At 61.8% G+C, this 18358-nt stretch carries 17 protein-coding genes and 1 pseudogene; 12 read left to right on the top strand and 6 right to left on the bottom strand.

Annotation, left to right across the window (positions count from 1 at the left end; all coding sequences use genetic code 11):
* Nucleotides 1-68: 68 nt before the first annotated feature.
* Nucleotides 69-890, bottom strand: coding sequence for an SDR family oxidoreductase (locus AC0L2U_RS31495; RefSeq protein ID WP_023812065.1), 822 nt, complete (start codon nucleotides 888-890; stop codon nucleotides 69-71).
* A 328-nt stretch (nucleotides 891-1218) separates the two neighbouring features.
* On the opposite strand from AC0L2U_RS31495, the gene AC0L2U_RS31490 reads away from it, so the two are divergent.
* The 6 genes and pseudogenes from AC0L2U_RS31490 (at nucleotide 1219) to AC0L2U_RS31465 (ending at nucleotide 5760) form a co-directional block, all read left to right on the top strand.
* Nucleotides 1219-2253, top strand: coding sequence for a cysteine synthase A (locus tag AC0L2U_RS31490; RefSeq protein ID WP_473603262.1), 1035 nt, complete (start codon nucleotides 1219-1221; stop codon nucleotides 2251-2253).
* The gene (locus AC0L2U_RS31485) at nucleotides 2253-2996 is read left to right on the top strand and encodes an alanyl-tRNA editing protein (protein ID WP_127330924.1); all 744 of its coding nucleotides are present in this window, start codon (nucleotides 2253-2255) and stop codon (nucleotides 2994-2996) included. Before AC0L2U_RS31490 ends, AC0L2U_RS31485 begins: the two co-directional genes overlap by 1 nt.
* Nucleotides 2997-3035: 39 nt before the next feature.
* Nucleotides 3036-3902: a 3-mercaptopyruvate sulfurtransferase gene (gene sseA, locus AC0L2U_RS31480; RefSeq protein WP_473603261.1), complete on the top strand. Its 867-nt coding sequence runs from the start codon at nucleotides 3036-3038 to the stop codon at nucleotides 3900-3902.
* A gap of 5 nt (nucleotides 3903-3907) precedes the next feature.
* Entirely contained in the window at nucleotides 3908-4471 is a 564-nt protein-coding gene (locus AC0L2U_RS31475; protein ID WP_127330928.1) for a GNAT family N-acetyltransferase, read from the top strand.
* A 111-nt stretch (nucleotides 4472-4582) separates the two neighbouring features.
* Nucleotides 4583-5137, top strand: a pseudogene (locus AC0L2U_RS31470) (OmpA family protein).
* A gap of 155 nt (nucleotides 5138-5292) precedes the next feature.
* Complete coding sequence (locus AC0L2U_RS31465; RefSeq protein WP_127273685.1) at nucleotides 5293-5760, top strand: DUF1203 domain-containing protein; 468 nt, start codon at nucleotides 5293-5295, stop codon at nucleotides 5758-5760.
* Nucleotides 5761-5994: 234 nt separating this feature from the next.
* On the opposite strand, the gene AC0L2U_RS31460 is transcribed toward AC0L2U_RS31465, so the two are convergent.
* Complete coding sequence (locus tag AC0L2U_RS31460; RefSeq protein ID WP_473603260.1) at nucleotides 5995-7302, bottom strand: outer membrane protein; 1308 nt, start codon at nucleotides 7300-7302, stop codon at nucleotides 5995-5997.
* 204 nt (nucleotides 7303-7506) lie between these two features.
* On the bottom strand, nucleotides 7507-8622 hold the full coding sequence (gene ald, locus AC0L2U_RS31455; RefSeq protein ID WP_023812057.1) for an alanine dehydrogenase: 1116 nt from the start codon (nucleotides 8620-8622) through the stop codon (nucleotides 7507-7509).
* 155 nt (nucleotides 8623-8777) lie between these two features.
* Between ald and AC0L2U_RS31450 the strand changes: the two genes are divergently transcribed.
* Nucleotides 8778-9251: an Lrp/AsnC family transcriptional regulator gene (locus tag AC0L2U_RS31450; RefSeq protein WP_127269076.1), complete on the top strand. Its 474-nt coding sequence runs from the start codon at nucleotides 8778-8780 to the stop codon at nucleotides 9249-9251.
* Here the strand turns inward: AC0L2U_RS31450 and AC0L2U_RS31445 are convergent.
* Nucleotides 9248-9898: a 5-formyltetrahydrofolate cyclo-ligase gene (locus AC0L2U_RS31445; RefSeq protein WP_128290022.1), complete on the bottom strand. Its 651-nt coding sequence runs from the start codon at nucleotides 9896-9898 to the stop codon at nucleotides 9248-9250. The genes AC0L2U_RS31450 and AC0L2U_RS31445 overlap by 4 nt on opposite strands.
* Before the next feature lie 163 nt (nucleotides 9899-10061).
* On the opposite strand from AC0L2U_RS31445, the gene AC0L2U_RS31440 reads away from it, so the two are divergent.
* Together AC0L2U_RS31440 and AC0L2U_RS31435 are read left to right on the top strand one after the other, a co-directional pair.
* Nucleotides 10062-11327 carry an NAD(P)/FAD-dependent oxidoreductase gene (locus tag AC0L2U_RS31440; protein ID WP_292696543.1) on the top strand — a complete coding sequence of 422 codons (1266 nt, stop codon included), beginning with the start codon at nucleotides 10062-10064 and terminating at the stop codon, nucleotides 11325-11327.
* Nucleotides 11328-11473: 146 nt separating this feature from the next.
* Nucleotides 11474-13450 (top strand): bifunctional 2',3'-cyclic-nucleotide 2'-phosphodiesterase/3'-nucleotidase, encoded by a 1977-nt coding sequence (locus AC0L2U_RS31435; protein ID WP_473603259.1) that lies wholly within the window; start codon nucleotides 11474-11476, stop codon nucleotides 13448-13450.
* Nucleotides 13451-13482: 32 nt separating this feature from the next.
* Here the strand turns inward: AC0L2U_RS31435 and AC0L2U_RS31430 are convergent, their stop codons facing one another.
* Entirely contained in the window at nucleotides 13483-14481 is a 999-nt protein-coding gene (locus AC0L2U_RS31430; RefSeq protein ID WP_292661838.1) for a glycerophosphodiester phosphodiesterase family protein, read from the bottom strand.
* A 121-nt stretch (nucleotides 14482-14602) separates the two neighbouring features.
* Nucleotides 14603-15859, bottom strand: a complete 1257-nt coding sequence (locus tag AC0L2U_RS31425) for a class I SAM-dependent methyltransferase (protein WP_473603271.1) — start codon at nucleotides 15857-15859, stop codon at nucleotides 14603-14605.
* A gap of 558 nt (nucleotides 15860-16417) precedes the next feature.
* Here AC0L2U_RS31425 and AC0L2U_RS31420 point away from each other — a divergent pair.
* The 3 genes from AC0L2U_RS31420 to kdsA all read left to right on the top strand — a co-directional run.
* Nucleotides 16418-16708 (top strand): Dabb family protein, encoded by a 291-nt coding sequence (locus AC0L2U_RS31420; protein WP_127323248.1) that lies wholly within the window; start codon nucleotides 16418-16420, stop codon nucleotides 16706-16708.
* Between the two features lie 112 nt (nucleotides 16709-16820).
* Nucleotides 16821-17711 (top strand): VOC family protein, encoded by an 891-nt coding sequence (locus tag AC0L2U_RS31415; protein ID WP_127810408.1) that lies wholly within the window; start codon nucleotides 16821-16823, stop codon nucleotides 17709-17711.
* Nucleotides 17708-18358: 3-deoxy-8-phosphooctulonate synthase (gene kdsA / locus AC0L2U_RS31410; protein ID WP_473603258.1), on the top strand; the 651-nt coding region annotated here is incomplete at its 3' end. The genes AC0L2U_RS31415 and kdsA, both read left to right, overlap by 4 nt.

The raw sequence follows: 18358 nt of genomic DNA, 5'->3' as shown, positions 1-18358 counted from the left end.
ACGCAGCACTTGTCTCAACCATGACCAAGGCGGCCCGAAACGGTGGGCCTGCCAATTTCGCCGGCGTCTTATTCGATCGGGGGTTTGCGGTCGTAATGCAGCGGCCGCGCCTTCCAACTGGTCATCAGGCTGATAAACCCTCTGCACAGCGGTCTCGGCAGCAGGCCGAGCAGTTTCAGGGGCCAGCTGGTCCGGCGCGGGAAATGGACTTCGAAGCCGCCCGACTTGATGCCCCGCGCCATGCGGCGCGATGCGCGGCTGACCGGCATCAGTCCCGGCATGGGCAGCATGTTCTTCTCGGTCAGCGGGGTGTCGATGAAGCCGGGATTGAACACCTGGATACGCACGTTCATCTTGTCGAAATCATACTTCAGCGACTCGGCCAGGATGTTGATGGCCGCCTTGGTGCCGCCATAGGCGGCCGTTGTCGGCCAGCCGAAATAGGATGTCACCGAGCCGACCAGCACGACATGGCCGCGCGCCCGCACACGCATGCGTTCGACCGCGGGCACGAGGCCGTTGATGATGCCGAAATAATTGACCTCGAAGGACCGGCGAAAGTCGTTGACGACAAGATTCTCCCCCGGCGTCGAAATGTAGTTCCCTGCATTGAAGATGGCGAGCACGATGGGACCGAGCTCCTTCTCGATCGCGGCGACGGTTCTTGCCATGCGCGGCTCGTCGGTGACATCGCAGGGAAAGGCCGTGACACTGCCCGGCATCTGCGCGGTCTCGACGACAAGCGTGTCGATCGGATCGTCGTCAAGCGCCGTCACCGCGACGGCATAGCCCTGGGAAGCAAGATCCCTGGCCAGCGCACGGCCGATGCCGCTTGAGCCGCCCGTGATCCAGGCGACGCCGTGCTTCGGGTTAGCCCGGTAGAGTGTCATGCTGCGCCCTGTCGACTTGTTGGTGCTTTGCTCTAGAGCGGTTCACCGTTTCACGGAAACGGCGAACTGCTCTATCTCCTTGTTTCTACGCAATTCTGGACGGAAAACCGTTTCACACTTTTCCTGGAATTGCTCTAGCGGTGAAGAAATCGAATGAAAAGCCGCTTTTCAACGTCAGCCGGAAATGAACAGTGGCGCAAGAGGCCAGCCTCGGGAAGCGCCGACGCAACAACAGCACTGCAAATGCGACTGGACCAGACAAATTCTTGCCTTGAAACCGCAGCTTCGGGTTTCTAGGGTTTCGGCGCACTTACACAAGGAATCCTGAATGCCCCGTTCTGTGATCGACGCGATCGGCAACACGCCTCTGATCCGCCTCAACAAAGCTTCGGAACAAACCGGTTGCGAGATACTGGGCAAGGCCGAATTCATGAATCCCGGCCAGTCAGTCAAGGATCGTGCGGGCCTGTTCATTATCCGCGACGCCGAGAAGCGCGGGCTGCTGAAGCCCGGCGGCGTGATCGTCGAGGGAACGGCGGGCAATACCGGCATCGGGCTGACGCTGGTCGCCAAGGCGCTCGGCTACCGGACCGTCATCGTCATTCCCGATACGCAGAGCCAGGAAAAGAAGGACACGATCAAGCTGCTCGGCGCTGAGCTGATCGAGGTGCCGGCCGTGCCCTACAGGAACCCCAACAATTACGTGAAACTGTCGGGGCGGCTGGCCGAACAACTGGCAAAGACAGAACCGAACGGCACCATCTGGGCCAACCAGTTCGACAATGTCGCCAACCGTGACGGCCATATCCGCACCACCGCGGAGGAGATCTGGAACCAGACCGGCGGCAAGGTCGACGGTTTCGTGTCGGCGGTCGGTTCTGGCGGCACGCTAGCCGGCGTCGCCTCCGGACTGAAAGCCAAAAGCCGGGATGTGAAGATCGCGCTCGCCGATCCGCTGGGGGCCGCGCTCTATTCTTTCTACACCAGCGGCGAGCTGAAGTCCGAAGGCAGCTCGATCACCGAAGGCATCGGGCAGGGGCGCATCACCGCCAATCTCGAAGGGTTCACGCCGGATTTTTCATTCCAGATCCCCGATGAGGATGCGCTGCCGATCGTCTTCGACCTGATCCAGGAAGAGGGCCTTTGCGTCGGCGGCTCGACCGGCATCAACATAGCCGGCGCGATCCGTCTGGCCAGGGAACTAGGCCCCGGCCACACCATCGTGACCATTCTTTGTGACTATGGCACGCGCTATCAATCAAAACTGTTCAACCCGGAATTCCTGCGCGAAAAGCAGCTGCCGGTGCCAGGCTGGATGGAACTGAAGAGCACAATTCCGGTGCCGTTCGAAAAGGTCGCGTGATGGCAAACAGGACGGACGCCCTGTTTCGCGACGATGCCTATCTGCGGACGGCGGACGCAACTGTCGTTGCCGTCAACGATCGCGGCGGTATCATCCTCGACCGGACCATCTTCTACGCCACTTCAGGCGGCCAACCGGGCGATACCGGGTATCTCGAACGTGGCGACGGCAGCCGAATCGCCATTGCCGCCACCCTCACCGGTGAGACCAAGGACGAGATCATACACGTGCCGGCGCCGGAGCAGGCGGTTCCGCAGCCCGGCGAGGCGCTGAGGCTGGCGATCGACTGGGAGCGGCGGCATCTCCTGATGCGCATGCACGCGGCTTGCCATCTGCTCACCGTCGTCTGCCCGTTCCCGATCACCGGTGCCTCGGTTTCCGAGGACGACAGCCGTGTCGACTTCGACGCTCCGGATGCCGGCTTCACCAAGGAGGACGTCACCGCCGGGCTGATGGACTTGGTGCGGGCCGATCATCCGATCTTTGTCAGGCTGATCAGTGACGAAGACCTGGCCGCCAATCCCGGCCTGGTGAAATCCAAGAACGTCCGGCCGCCGGTGGGCACAGGCAAGATCCGCCTGGTGTGTATCGGCGACAACGCATCGGTGGACAGCCAGCCCTGCGGCGGCACCCATGTGAAAAGCACCGCCGAAGTCGGCGAAATCCACATCGGCAAGATCGAGAAGAAGGGCCGCGAGAACCGGCGCTTCCGCATCCGCTTTGGGCCGATGCCGGCAAACTGAACAGGACAGTGATCGCCAAAAAGCGAGCAGGAGAACAAAATGGCCGAGGACAGCCCCTTCACCGTCGACGCAGACTGGCTGCAGCAACGTCTCGGCGAGCCGGGCCTGACGATCATCGACGCATCCTGGTATCTCCCGGCGCAGAAGCGCGATGCGCGCGGCGAGTATGAGTCGGCCCACATCCCGGGCGCACGATTTCTCGATCAGGATGCCGTTTCGGACCCGGATTCGCCCCTGCCGCATACCTTGCCGTCGCCGCAGCATTTTGCCCAGTATGTCGGCGCCATGGGCGTTTCGGCCGATGACACAATCGTCGTCTACGACGGCCCGGGTTTCTTCTCCGCACCTCGGGCGTGGTGGATGTTCCGGGTGATGGGCGTCTTTCAGACCTATATTCTGGATGGCGGCTTCGATGGCTGGAAAGCGGCCGGCAGGCCGGTGACGGCTGAGCCGACGAAGATCGCGCCAAGCGTGTTTCATGCCGATTTCGACGCCGGGCGCGTCGCCAGCCTCGCCGACATGCGCGGGATCGTCGACACCAAGGCGAGCCAGATCGCCGACGCCCGTGGACCGGGCCGCTTCACCGGCACTGAACCTGAGCCGCGCGCGGGTATCCGCTCCGGCCATATGCCCGGCGCGCGCAATCTGCCCTATTCGGCGCTGTCGGAAAATGGCGAGCTGCTGTCGAAGGACCGCCTGCGCAAGGCGATCGAGGAGGCCGGCATCGATCTGTCGAAACCTGTCGTCACTTCATGCGGCTCCGGCATTACCGCGGCGGTGATGACGCTGGCGCTGGAAACGCTTGGCCATACAAACAACAGGCTTTACGACGGCTCCTGGACGGAGTGGGGCGGGCTTTCCGACACGCCTGTCGTGACCGGCCCCGTTGTGATCGGCAAGGAATGAAGACGATGGAAAACGGCGCGCTGGAAGACATCGAAGTCACGGTGACGTTCCTCGAGATGCATGTGCCTCCGGCCTATTCACCGGCCGTGCCGTATAACCGTCAGGTCGCGCTGCTGAAGACCAAGGACATTCCGCTGCATTTTTACCGCTATCTGATGGACCGGGTGGGGCGCAAATGGCACTGGGTCAATGTGCTGAGGCTGGATGACGACGAGCTTTCCGCCGGCATCCATCGTGAGGATCGCGACATCAGGGTCCTTTACCTCGACGGCGCGCCCGCCGGCTTCTTCGATCTCAAGCCGCATCTGCCGGAAGAAGTCGAGCTCGCCTATTTCGGCATGATGGAACATGCCACCGGGCAAGGCATCGGCCGCTGGTTCCTGGGCTCCGCGATCGCCGCCGCATGGTCGCATGGGCCGAAGCGGGTGACGGTGCAGACCTGCACGCTCGATCATCCGGCGGCTCTGCCGCTCTACCAGAAGCTCGGCTTTGCACCGGTGGCGCAAAAGAGGGAAATCGTCCATCCGCTGCCTTTCACCGAGCGCGCGGCTAGCGTCATGCGGCCCTAGCCGGAAGCTGACACCAGCTCTAATCTGAACCCGCCGTTCATCGGCCCTTCAGGCTGTTTTTGGCATGTTGCCGGCACCATCAATGCGGCCAAAGCCGAAGGAGACGAAGACATGCTGACCCGCCGTACACTTGCCGCCGCGCTGATCGCGGCAATTGCCATGCCAAGCCTGGCCGCAGCCCAGGCGACAACGCCTTCGGCCGCGACGATCGAGCGGAAGCTCGAGGCGGCTCCGCGTGTGAAATTGCGGCCGAAAGCGCGCCACCATCCGCGAATTCAAGCGGCGCCCGGATTTGCGCCGCATGGCCCGCTCGATCGATATCCAGTCGATCAACTTCGCCTTCGGTTCGGCGGCTATTGCCAACTCGCAATACGACAAGATCGAGACCATTGCCGACGCGCTGCGGCCATCCTGCGCCGCGATCGCGGCGCCCGCGTGCTGATCGAGGGCCACACCGACGCCGTCGGCTCCTTCCAGTCGAATCAGGCTCTGTCCGAACAGCGCGCCGCTTCGCTCAAGCGCACATTGGTGCGCGAATTCGGCGTGCCGGGTCATGCTCTCGAGACAGTCGGCTATGGCGAAGAGTTTTTGCTGGTGCAGACGCAGAACGAAAACTGGCAGAATCGCCGGGTGACACTGCGCCGCTTCGACGATTTCATCCGTTGAGCCGCAGCTCTGAATTTTAGTTAGCCGGCGCCTTCGACGGGACTTGATGAGAGCCGGTCGCCGACGGGCGACCGGCTCTTCGATATCTGGCAGGAATCGGGTGGCGGCGAGAGTTCAAAGGGATAATTTCCGGTAGACCACACCGGAGATTTTCCATGACCATCCAGTTCAAAGCTTTGCCGACCGAAGGTGTCAGGACGCTGCAGCGCGGCGGGATCGATGCTTATGGTCAAATGCCCGAGCGAAAGATCTCCGACGGTGACGGCATGCCTTGCCGGCATTGCTTGAAGAACATCGCCGCCGGCGATGCCTATCTTGTTCTGGCGTACCGGCCATTCCCGCAGCTTCAGCCCTATGCTGAAACGGGGCCGATCTTCCTGCATGGCGAGGAATGCGACCGCGCTGCCGAGAGCGAGGCGCTGCCCGAGATTCTCGAAAGCCCCGACTACATCGTGCGCGGCTATGGCAGGGATGATCGCATCGTCTATGGCAGCGGCGGCGTCATCCCGACCACGGCAATTGCTGCACGGGCCGAGACGCTGTTCGAACGCGACGAGATCGCCTACGTCCATGTCCGTTCGGCGCGCAACAATTGCTACCAGTGCCGCATCGAGCGCGCTTGAGGCTGAGACTAGCCGCTGGAAACAGTTGTCGTACTGCCGTCGCATATGCGCGATAGAAAGCCATTGTCGATCGATTTGCCGACCGCGGATGAACCGGCGGTAAATCTCGACATCGAGGAAGCGGGGCTTTGGCTCCGCTTTTTTGTTGCCTGCGTTTGGCGCGGAAAGATTCGAGCAATAAAAAAAGCCCGCCGGCATGGCCGACGGGCTGCAACTGTTTGGCTGGAGGGCCTTTTAGTTGAACTTGTACTTCGCGCCGAGACGCACGGTGTGGAAAGAGGAAGTCGAGGTAAGGGTGTCGTCGGGTGCGCCGAATTCCGAAGAAAAGTCCTTCTCCGCGAACTGCGAATAGCGATATTCGAGGCCAACGGTGACATTGCTGGACAGAGCCGTTTCAAGGCCGCCACCAACCGAGAAACCGCTGGAACCCCAGTCGAGAATGTCGCCGATCGGGTCGGAAGCGTTCAGATCGAAATGCTGCCAGCTGTAGCCGGCAAGCGCATAGGCAAGGGTCGATTCGTTCATCTTCATGCCGACGCGGCCCAACACATCGAACCCATAGTCTGTATCGACGTTGATCGATCCGCCGCCGAGCTCCAGTTCGGAAGTCATGCCGGAGTAGCGTGCATCGACCATGACGCCTGCGACCCAGCTGCCGAAGTCATGATCGTAGCCGACGTTCAGTTCACCAAAGGCACCTTCGCCACCGAGACCATTGAATTCTAGGCCGCCGAGCGGCGGAACGTTGATTTGGTGCACGGACGCACCGGCGCCACCAGCGCCGCCGATATAAAATCCGGTCCAGTTGTAGGCTGGCGTCTCGAAGGCAGCGCCGCCGCCGTTCTGTGCACCGAAACGGTAACTGGCCGCGATCTGGAAAGTATGGCGCGAGGTGTCAAGATTCAGGAGACCGTCCGGAACCCCGACGATGCCAGCCTCGGAAAGAAGATCGTCCTTGGTCCCGAAGCCCGTATAGCGATACTCAGTCTTGATCGTCCAATTGCTGTTGATGGCCGTTTCGATGCCACCTCCGACAAAATACCCGCTCTGATCCCAATCAAAGTCGAAGCCGGCGTTCGTATCGAGCTTGTACTTCTGCCAGGAATAGCCACCCAGCACGTAGCCCAGAGTGTTCGGCGTCAAGAGGTAGCCGAGACGCAGGCCAGCGTCGAAACCGTAGGTTTCCTTGATAGAAGCGTCGAACCCCGTAATGTCCAGCGTGGTCTTGATGTTGCCCACGTGAGCGTCCAGCAGACCTCCGATGAGGAACCGGGGCGAGACCATATAGTCATAGCCGACCGTCAGCTCACCATAGACGCCTTCGCCACCAATGCCGTTCAGCGAGACTGGAATAAAATCGCTGCCGAGCTCGTGTACGTTGGCACCGGCACCGACGCCAAAACCAACGTACAGACCGCTCCAGTTAAAGCCGGCAGCTTCTTCTACCGGCTGCACGACGTCTGCTGCATGAGCAGCAGACATCAAAGCCACAGCAGAAACAGCACCAAGAAGAAAAGATTTCGCGGATGTGCGAATGAACATATGCCCGTACCCCAATGAGTAAACCCAGAATGTCTCTAGCAGGGAGTCGGCCGGTACGGGAATGACAAATATGCAACAATGATGAGCAAAGTGCCGTTGCGTCACATCTTTCGACGCCATGCTTTGCCTGAAAAACAGGCTCGCAAGAAAAAACCCGCCGGCATGGAACCGGCAGGCTGGATTGAAAGGAGCTGTTCTCGCGAATCAGGCGGCGAGAACGGCTTTCGGCTCGACCAGTTCGTAGCCGAGCGCCTCGGCGACTGCCCGGTTGGTGATCTTGCCCTTGTGGACATTGAGGCCGTTGCGCAGGTGATGATCGTCGACCAGCGCCTTGAGGCCCTTGTCGGCAAGCTGCAGGCCATAGTGCAGCGTCGCGTTGTTGAGCGCGTGGGCCGAAGTGACCGGCACGGCACCAGGCATGTTGGCGACGCAATAGTGGATGACGCCGTCGACCTCATAGGTCGGCTCGGCATGAGTGGTGGCGTGCGAGGTCTCGAAGCAGCCGCCCTGGTCGATGGCGACGTCGACCAGCACCGAGCCTTTCTTCATGCCCGACAGCATTTCGCGCGAAACCAGTTTTGGCGCCGCGGCACCCGGGATCAGCACCGCGCCGACGACGATGTCGGCTGAAAAACACTCTTCTTCCAGCGCCTCGACAGTCGAGTAACGGGTGTGGACGCGGCCGGCGAAGAGGTCGTCGAGCTGGCGCAGGCGCGGGATCGAGCGGTCGATGATGGTGACGTCGGCGCCAAGGCCGGCCGCCATCCTGGCCGCGTGCAGGCCGACGACGCCACCGCCGAGCACGGTGACCTTGCCGGGCAGCACGCCGGGCACGCCGCCGAGTAGCACGCCGCGACCGCCATTGGCCTTCTGCAGCGCCGTGGCGCCGGCCTGGATCGACAGGCGTCCGGCAACTTCCGACATCGGCGCCAGCAACGGCAGGCCGCCACGGTCGTCGGTCACGGTCTCGTAGGCGATTGCCGTCACGCCGGACGCAAGCAGGCCCTTGGTCTGCTCCGGATCCGGAGCAAGGTGAAGGTAGGTGTACAGGATCTGGCCTTCGCGAAGCTGCGCCCATTCGCTGGGCTGCGGCTCCTTGACCTTGACGATCATGTCCGACCTGGCGAACACCTCGGCGGCCGTCTTGGCAATCGTGGCGCCGGCGGCGCGATAGGCGTTGTCATCGGCGCCGATGCCGGCACCGGCCCCGGTCTCAACCAGCACTTCGTGGCCATGGGCGACATATTCGCGGACCGAGCCGGGGGTGAGGCCGACGCGGTATTCGTGGTTCTTGATTTCCTTGGGGCAGCCGACGCGCATTTTCTTCTCCTGATCCGGCCCTTTGGGCTCGTTCCCTGTATGGATGGAGTGAACCACGAATCGTTGCGCAGGTGTTTGCGAATGCGCTTGCGCTAACCGGCAGGTTTCGATAATCGTTGCGCGAAATAGCTGGATATTCGCAGGATTCACGAAAAATGCGGCTCGACAGGATTGATATCGCCATTCTCGAGGCTTTGCAGAAGGATGGCAGGATACCCAATGCGGCACTGGCCGAGAAGGTCGGCCTGTCGCAGTCGGCCTGTTCGCGCCGGCTCGACAATCTGGAGAAATCCGGAACCATCCGCGGCTATCATGCCCGGCTTTCCAATGCAGCACTCGGCCACCAGATGACGGCGATCGTGCACATATCGCTGTCGGGACAGTTCGAGAAGACGCTTTCGGATTTCGAGGCGGCGATCAAACGCTGCCCGAACGTGCTGTCCTGTCACCTGATGTCGGGCGAGTACGACTACATCCTGCGGATCGCGGCGAAGGATCTCGTCGACTATGAGCGCATCCACAAGGAATGGCTGTCGGCGATGCCGCATGTGACCAAAATCAATTCGTCCTTTGCGCTACGCGAAATCGTCGACAGGACCGCCATGGGCATGAAGCCGGAAATGGCCTAGGCCTCCGTTACCACCCGATCCATCGGGATATCGTGCGGCTGCGGGTAGATGGTCGCGATGCGTTGCAGCTCGTAGCCGACGCCGATGACCAGCGGCTTGAACGGCATCGCTGCCAGCGTGCGGTCGAAGAAGCCGCCGCCATAACCCAGGCGGTAGTTCTGGGGATCGATGCCGACGATCGGCGAGATGACGATGTCCGGCAGCACCGGATCGCCCTCGGCCGGGATCGGGATGTTCCAGACACCTTTCTCCAGCCGGTCGCCCGCTTTGTAGGCGCGGAAGATCAGCGGGTGCCCCTTGTCGATGACGATGGGCAGGGCGGTGCGGCCGCCGCGTTCGTTTATGGACGCCATCCAAGGCCGCAAATCCGGCTCGCCGCGAAACGGCCAGTAAAGACTGACCATGCGCCCGGCGATCTCGCCGATGATCGCGTCGAGGCCATCGGCGATGCGTTGCGACATTACCGTTCGGGCGTCAGCGGAAACCGCCAGCCGGGCAGCGATCAGGCGCTCGCGCTCGGCCTTGCGCCAGCGCCTGACGTCGGTCCAGTCGCTCGAAGGCGCACGGAATTCCAGATCGAGCTCGTGCATGAAACAGGGCGGCGAAGAATACTGCGCCGGAGCATCGTCGTCACGATCGTTGGCCATGCCTCACCTCATCGCGTGTTCGATGACGCTATACCTCGCGATACGATACAACATGTGCATTCACGACATGCAACGACGAGTCTTGGTCACTGCCTATCTGTTGTTGCATTGCACAAAAATACCTACATCCAGGACAGCCAATCTTGCCATCGGGGTGAACGAAATGAATGAAGCCAGGCATCATGTCGTCGTTGTCGGCGCGGGTTTCGGCGGTCTCGAGTTCACCCGTGCACTTGCTGGCGCTCCCGTGCGCATCACCATGATCGACAAGCGCAACCATCACCTCTTCCAGCCGCTGCTCTATCAGGTGGCGACGACGGCGCTGGCCACCTCCGAGGTTGCCTGGCCGATCCGCCACCTCCTGCGCAAGCGCAAGGATGTGACGACGCTCCTCGCCAATGTCACCGGTGTCGACCGCGCCGGCAAGCGCGTGCTGCTCGATGACGGCAGCGCGGTCGCCTACGACACGCTGGTGCTCGCCACCGGTGCCCGCCACGCCTATTTCGGCCACGACGAATGGGAGCCTTTCGCCCCGGGCCTGAAGACGCTGGAGGACGCCACCAGCATTCGGAGGCGAATTCTCCTGGCCTTCGAGCAGGCCGAGCGGGAGACCGATCCGGCCAAACGCCGGGCGTTGCTGACCATTGCGATCGTCGGCGGCGGGCCGACCGGCGTCGAGCTTGCCGGCACCATCATCGAGCTGGCGCATGACACGCTGCGCGGCGAATTCCGCAACATCGACACGCGGCAGACGCGTGTGGTGCTGATCGAGGCCGGGGACCGCATCCTGGCCAATTTCGCACCGAAACTTTCCGACTATGCCAGCAAAGCGCTCGAGCGGCTCGGCGTGACGGTCGAGCTCGGCCGGGCCGTCACGCGCTGCGACGTCGAAGGTGTTGCATTTGGCGATAAGCAACTGGCAGCCCGAACGATCCTGTGGGCAGCCGGCGTTGCCGCGTCGCCGGCCGCTGAATGGCTGGGAGCGAAGGCGGACCGCGCGGGCAGGGTGCTGGTCGAGCCCGATCTGACTGTATCTGGCAGCCCGGAGATTTTCGTCATCGGCGACGCCGCCCTTGTGCTGCGGCCCGATGGAAGGCCGGTGCCCGGCGTCGCGCCTTCCGCCAAGCAGGAGGGCCGACATGTTGCGGCCACCATCAGGGCCAGGCTCGGCGGCGACACGACCGCGCGTCCTTTCCATTACAGGCATGCCGGCGATCTCGCCACGATCGGCAAGCGCGCCGCGGTGATCGATTTCGGCTGGCTCAAGCTGACTGGCTGGGCGGCCTGGTGGCTGTGGGGAGTGGCGCACATCTATTTCCTGATCGGTTTTCGCAATCGGCTTGCGGTTTCGCTGAGCTGGCTATGGATCTACGCGACAGGCCAGCGCAGCGCGCGGCTGATCACCCAAGGCGACGACGACAAGGGCTGATTTCCTCGCCCCGATCGTTCATCCGCACGTCATCCGTTGCTGATCGAGTGGCGGCTTCATGCGCGCGACTTGTTGAATGGACTTAGGCAGGTTTCAGAGCGAAGTTCGCTTCGGGGCAGGGCTTGTCAGTTGTCGAAGGAGAAAACATGTCGCAACTGCTCCATCCCATATCCCGCCGCGATCTCCTTGCGAGCGCCGCCGCAGGGGCACTGATCATGCTGCATCCGTTCTCCGCCCGCGCTCAAGGCAACCAGGCCCATCTCCGGATCATGGAGACCACCGACATCCATGTGAACGTGCTGCCTTACGATTACTACGCCGACAAAACGAACGACACGCTGGGCCTGTCGCGCACGGCGTCTCTCATCGATGCTGTGCGCAAGGAAGCCGTGAATTCGATGCTGATCGACAATGGCGACCTGCTGCAGGGCAATCCGATGGGCGACTACATCGCCTATGAGAAGGGGCTGAAGGACGGCGACCTGCATCCGATCATGAAAGGCATGAACCTGCTTGGCTACGAGTGCTCGACGCTGGGCAACCACGAATTCAACTACGGCCTGTCGTTCCTGGATAAGGTGCTGGCCGGCGCCAATTTTCCTTTCGTCTGCGCCAATTTGATCCGCGGCACCGAGCTTGCCGCGAACCCGCGCGACGACAAGCTCTATCTCAAGCCCTATGTCATCCTCGACAAGAAGATCAAGGACGGTTCGGGCGCCGAGCAGCCGATCAGGGTCGGCATCATCGGCTTCGTGCCGCCGCAGATCATGGTCTGGGATCTCAAGAACCTCGAGGGCAACGTCAAGACGCGCGACATCGTCGAGGCGGCCAAGGCCTGGGTGCCGCAGATGAAGGAGGAGGGCGCCGACATCGTCCTTGCGCTCTCGCATTCCGGCATCGACGTGAAGCAGGGCGACATGATGGAGAACGCCTCGTTTTTCGTCGCCGGCGTCGACGGCATCGATGCGGTGTTCACCGGCCACCAGCATCTGGTGTTCCCCGGCAAGAAGGATTTCCAGTCGCTCGACGGTGTCGACACGCAAAAGGGCACGCTGCAGGGCAAACCCGCCGTCATGGGCGGTTTCTGGGGCTCGCATATGGGGCTGATCGACCTGATGCTGGAGCGTGACGGGTCGAAATGGAAGGTCGTTTCAGCCACCTCCGAAGCGCGGCCGATCTTCGAACGCCTCGACAACAAGAACAAGCCGACTGTCCCGGACGACAAGCGCATCATCGCGGCCCTCGAACAGGACCACCAGGCGACGCTGGCCTATGTGCGGCGTCCCGTCGGCAAGACCTCCGCGCCGCTTTATTCCTATTTCGCGCTGGTCGCCGACGATCCGTCGGTGCAGGTCGTCAGCCAGGCGCAGACCTGGTACCTCAGGGATATCCTCAAGAACACGCAATGGAAGGATGTGCCGCTGCTGTCGGCGGCCGCGCCGTTCAAGGCCGGCGGGCGCAACGGCGCCGACTACTATACCGACGTGCCGGCGGGCGACATCGCCATCAAGAACGTTGCCGACCTCTATCTCTATCCCAACACCGTGCGTGCCGTCGAAATCACCGGTGCGCAGGTTAAGGAATGGCTGGAAATGTCGGCCGGCACCTTCAACCGAATCGAGCCTGATAAGGCCGACCAGGCCCTCATCAACACTGATTTTCCGTCCTACAATTTCGACGTCATCGACGGCGTCACCTACAAGATCGATCTGTCGCAGCCGTCGAAATACGATGCCAAGGGCGGGCTGGCCAACGCTGGCGCCAATCGCATCGTCGACCTGAGTTTCGATGGAAAACCAATTGATCCTAAACAGAAATTCGTCATCGCGACCAACAATTACCGGGCTGGCGGCGGCGGCAATTTCCCCGACATCAATGCCTCGAAGATCATCTACGAGGCGCCGGACACCAATCGCGATGTCATCGTCCGCTATATCGTCAGCGAGGGCACGATCAACCCGTCGGCGGACGACAACTGGTCGTTCGCACCGCTGCCTGGAGCCAGCGCCGTCTTCGAAACCGGCCCCAGGGCCAAGGATTTCATTGCGCAGGTGAAATCGCTGAAGATCGAACCGGCGGGCGAGGCCGAGGCGGGCTTCGCGAAATACCGCATCCTGCTTTGAAGGGTAGCTTCGAGGCGGCTCGATCCAAGCCCCTACGGCGTGGATTGATTCAAGCCGAAACGTTCCTTGATGTCAGGCATGACGAGATCCAGCGCATCCGTGGAAATGCCGCCGGAATAGCCATCTGGCAGTTGCTCGATCAGTTCGGGGTCGTCGAGCCCTTGCGAAAAGTCGCCGCCGGAATAAGGGCCGAGCAGATAGACGCGGCTGTCGACGCCTTGCATGCGATCGAGAAACCGGTTCGGCCACCCCCACATCCATTTCGCGATGTTGACGGGGATGAGCAAGGTGCCTTTGCGGCAGGCATCCGGAACGTAGCCGGTCCAGCCAATTGCGGCATAGCGCAGGATGCATTGCGTCAGCGATGCGCGGCTTAGCGTATGCATGTCCGGCAGCGCAGCCTTGACCGCGGCAATCGGCTTGTCGCCGCCATAGACCGAGAGATAATTGCGCTCGGCTGGTGCCAGCGTGGCAAGCCATGCGGCCAGCTTTTCGCCTTCGCCCGGATCGTTGCTCTTGACGTTGATGTTGAAGCGGCGGGCCGGGAAGTGCGCCAGAACCTCATCCAGGGATGGCATCATGCCGATACCCTTGCCGCGGAATGGAAAGGTCTTGCCACCATCCGCCGTATAGCCATAGCCGACATCGAGGGTCTTCAACTCGGCCATGGAATGGCTGCGCGTTTCTCCCTTGCCTTCCGTGCGGCAATCCAGCGTCCAGTCATGGAAGACGGCGAACTTGCCGTCCGTCGTCGGATGAACATCCAGTTCGAGCGCGTCGGCGCCCAGCGCAAAGGCGGCCTCCATCGAGGGAATTGTGTTTTCGAGGTAGCCATGGCGCGGCGGCAACATGTGACTGGCGGTACAAGTCTGTCCTGTCATGCCTGCGCGCAAATAATCCTGGGCAAGGCCGCGATGGGCAAGAATCTCCGGCTTGCCGGCGGGGCGACTCGATAACAGCGAGGTGTTGTTGAGCCAGATGCCCACCGCAGCGACAACAATGACGCCGAAGAAGATCGTCCGTCTGCGCATCAGGTGATTTCCGATTCGTCCGTCCTGCGCGGCATTCTGCTTCGCGATCGGACTTTTTGACGGCGACGACGCGGCTATGTCGCGATCATGCTCGACATAGACCGTTCAAGAGCGTGTCGGCTTACGCCCTGTAGACCACCTGGCGCACGTCGATGTAGCTGGCGCGGAAGCCAGCCTCGCAATAGTGCAGGTAGAACTCCCAGAGCTTCTTGAACCGGTCGTCGAAGCCGAGCGGGACGATCTTTTCCCATGACGCCCAGAATCGGTGGCGCCACTCGGCAAGCGTGCGCGCGTAGTCGTCCGGAAACACGCGCTCGCGCAGATGGGCAAGGCCATGATCCTTGCCGAGCGCCTTCAGAATCGACGGCGTCGGCAGCATGCCGCCCGGGAAGACGTAGCGCTGGATGAAATCCGGCCTTGCGCGATAGGTGTCGTAGGCGGCTTCGTTGATGGTGATGATCTGCAGGCCGGCGGTGCCGCCAGGCCTCAGACAGGCCTTCATCTTGCCGAAAAACACCGGCCAGTATTTCTCGCCGACCGCCTCGAACATCTCGATCGAGGCGATGCGGTCATAGGTGCCGGTTTCGTCGCGATAATCCTGCAGCTTGATGTCGACCTTGTCGGCAAGGCCAGCCTTGGCGATGCGAGCCGTGGCAAAATCGTGCTGCTCGCGGCTGATCGTCAGCCCGGTCACGCGGCAGCCGATCTCGCGCGCCGCGAATTCGGCGAAGCCACCCCAACCGCAGCCGATCTCCAGCACATGGTCCTTCGGACCGATCCCTGTATCCTTCGCCAGAGCGCGATATTTGGCGGCCTGGGCGCCTTCCAGGTCGTTGGCACCGGTCGTGTAGAGCGCCGAAGAATAGGTCATGCTCGGATCGAGCCATTCCTTGTAGAAGGCGTTGCCGAGGTCGTAATGCGCCGAGATATTGCGTTTCGAACCGGTGCGCGTGTTCTGGTTGAACCAGTGGCGTATGCGCTGGACGGTGTTGATCAGCCAGCTGGTGCCGCCCGCGATACGCTCGCCAATGACCGAATTGACCACGAACAGCTCCAGGAAGCTGGTCACATCAGGGCTTTCCCAATCGCCGTCCATATAGGATTCGGCAACGCCGATCGTGCCGCCGGAAAAGGCGCGGCCGGGCAAGCGCCAATTCTTCAGCACCAGTTCGGCATCCGGGCCAGGTCCCTTGCCGCCGACGAGCACGGCGCGGCCGTCCGGCAGCCTCACCCTGAGCGAACCGCGCGGCAGGTTCATTGCCGCCGACAGCACCATGCGCGCTTTCGCTGGAAGGCCTTTGACGATCTCGGCGAAGTTGAATTCATCGAGCCTGACCGCGTCGCTCAATGCTACGCTAAAATGTTCCTTTTGCGCCATCTCATGCCCCTGGATTTCCGCGGTGCCGGCGCAAATTGCCGGACCACGGTTCTCTTGGATCATTCGCCAGCTTCGAACGCCGCCGCAGCCGGTTCGTCGGCGAGCGGGCTCAAATGAAGTGCGCGCCCCCTACCAGAGCTTCAGCGCTTCCCGGTGAATCCGTGCGACAATCTTCCACGTCATGCGGGGAAACTTCAAGGGGCAGGCTGCAAGCGGGGCTGTGCCAAGCAGATTGCTCGCGCCGGCGGGCATCGATGCCTTTGCACAGCCAAGGCGCAGCGCGTCAAAAAAACGCCTATGGCCGCAGAATTCCGTGTGCGATAGATTTAGCCATGCGTTATGTAATCGTCATTGCCGCCATCGCGTTTTTCCTGATCTGGGATGGCATGTACAATCAGGGCCGCTATCTCGATACCGCTGTGAGAGAGCTTAGGCATGTTGTGCGATATGTTACCAGCAAAGCTTAACTCCAGTGGCAGCAGCCGCGACATCCTTGTCGATTGACGCCAACGTCCTGCCGTCACAAAAGACCCCGGCACTTTGATCGAGGAGGCGGGGTTGATCCGGCATATCGTTTTCTTCAGCGCGCGGCGAAAAGAGGATGTCGAGGCTGTGCGCACCGGCTTGCTGGCGCTCGGCGACATTCCTCATTCCAGCCTGTTCGAGGTCACGCTCAACACCAAGGTGGATCCGCTGTCGGATGAGGTCGATGTGGTTGTCTATGCGGAGTTCGTCGATGACGCCGCGCTGGCCGCCTACAAGGCGCACCCGCTCTACGCGCAGACCACCAGCAAGGTCAAACCGATGCGTGAACTGCGCTATTCCGCCGATGTCGTCGCGGGGAGCTGATCGAACCTTGCTCCAGGGGCGCCTTTCGACGTCCGGTGAATTGACGGGCGAACTGGCCGGTATTGCGATCAAGTCTTGAACGGCTTTGCGGAATGATGCACATCGCGCCTGCATGACCAAAACCGCAGCCGCAGGCACCCATCCGCTCGATCATCTGGTGCTGCCGACGCACAGCCTCGATGTGGCGCGAGCCCGGCTCACCGCGCTTGGCTTCGTCGTTGCCCCGACCGGAATCCATCCGTTCGGAACGGAAAACTGCTGTGTTTTCCTGGCCGACGGCACCTATCTCGAACCTTTGGCGGTCGGCGACGAGCAGGTGGCGGCAAAGGCTATCGCAGACGGCAATGTCTTCGTCGCGCGTGATCGCGCCTATCGCGACAGCAACGGCGACGAGGGATTTTCCGCCATTGTTCTAGGCACGGGCAATGCCGATGCCGACCATGCACGCTATGTCGATGCCGGCATCTCGGCGGGAGACATGCTGGGTTTTTCGCGCGCCTTCACCGACCCTGCCGGCAAAAGCGACATCGCGTCGTTCAAGCTCGCCTTTGCGGCCGGAGCCGAAGCCACGGACGCCTTTCTGTTTGCCTGCGAGCGGGTCAACGCGCCTGATGTGGATCGCACGGCTTTGCAGGCCCACGCCAACGGCGCGACCGGAATTGTCGAGATCTTGGCGGTCAGCGATGCGCCCGGAAAGCAGCATGGGCTGATTTCCGTGGCGGTGGATGATCCGGCCGCCGACGGGCAGGGCGGCATTTTTCCCTTGCCGAATGCGGATTTGAGCGTGCTTGACCGCGCGGCTTTCACCGCGCGCTTCGGCCTGCCGGCCGGCGCGCCGACAGATCTACGCTTCGCAGCGGTGGTCTTTTCGGTCCGGAACGCCGATGTGACATCGAGGCTGCTTGCAGCCAATTCCGTCCTACACAATATAGCGGGCAATGATATCGTCGTGCGGCGTGCACCCGGACAGGGCGCGGCCTTTATCTTCCGGGAGATCCCATGAGCAAGCCGCAAGCGTCCAATTCGATGGCGCCCAATTCGTCTGTAGCCGTCGGCAATGTCGTCTTCGACAACAGGGCGGCTTTGTCCCTGATCGCCGGCCCGTGCCAGTTTGAATCGCGCCAGCATGCCTTCGACATGGCCGGCGCACTGAAGGAACTGACCGGCAGGCTCGGCATAGGCCTCGTCTACAAGACCAGCTACGACAAGGCCAACCGCACCTCGCTGTCGGCGACGCGCGGCGCCGGCATGGACGCAGCCCTTCCCGTCTTCGACGAACTGCGCAAGGAATTTTCGCTCCCCGTGCTGACCGATGTCCACACCGAGGAGCAGTGCGCCATCGTCGCGCCGCATGTCGATGTCCTGCAGATTCCGGCTTTCCTGTCGCGCCAGACCGACATGCTGGTCGCCGCGGCGAAAACCGGCAAGGTGATCAATGTGAAGAAGGGGCAGTTCCTCGCCCCCTGGGACATGAAGAACGTCGTCGCCAAGATCACCGGTTCCGGCAATGCCAATGTGCTGACCACCGAGCGCGGCGCCTCCTTCGGCTACAACACGCTGGTCTCCGACATGCGCGCTCTTCCCATCATGGCCGAGATCGGCGCGCCGGTGATCTTCGATGCCACCCATTCGGTGCAGCAACCGGGCGGG

It is taken from the genome of Mesorhizobium sp. WSM4808 (genome assembly GCF_055811675.1).
Note: the sequence above shows the minus strand (reverse complement) of the source record. Positions and strands in the feature narration are given on the sequence as shown.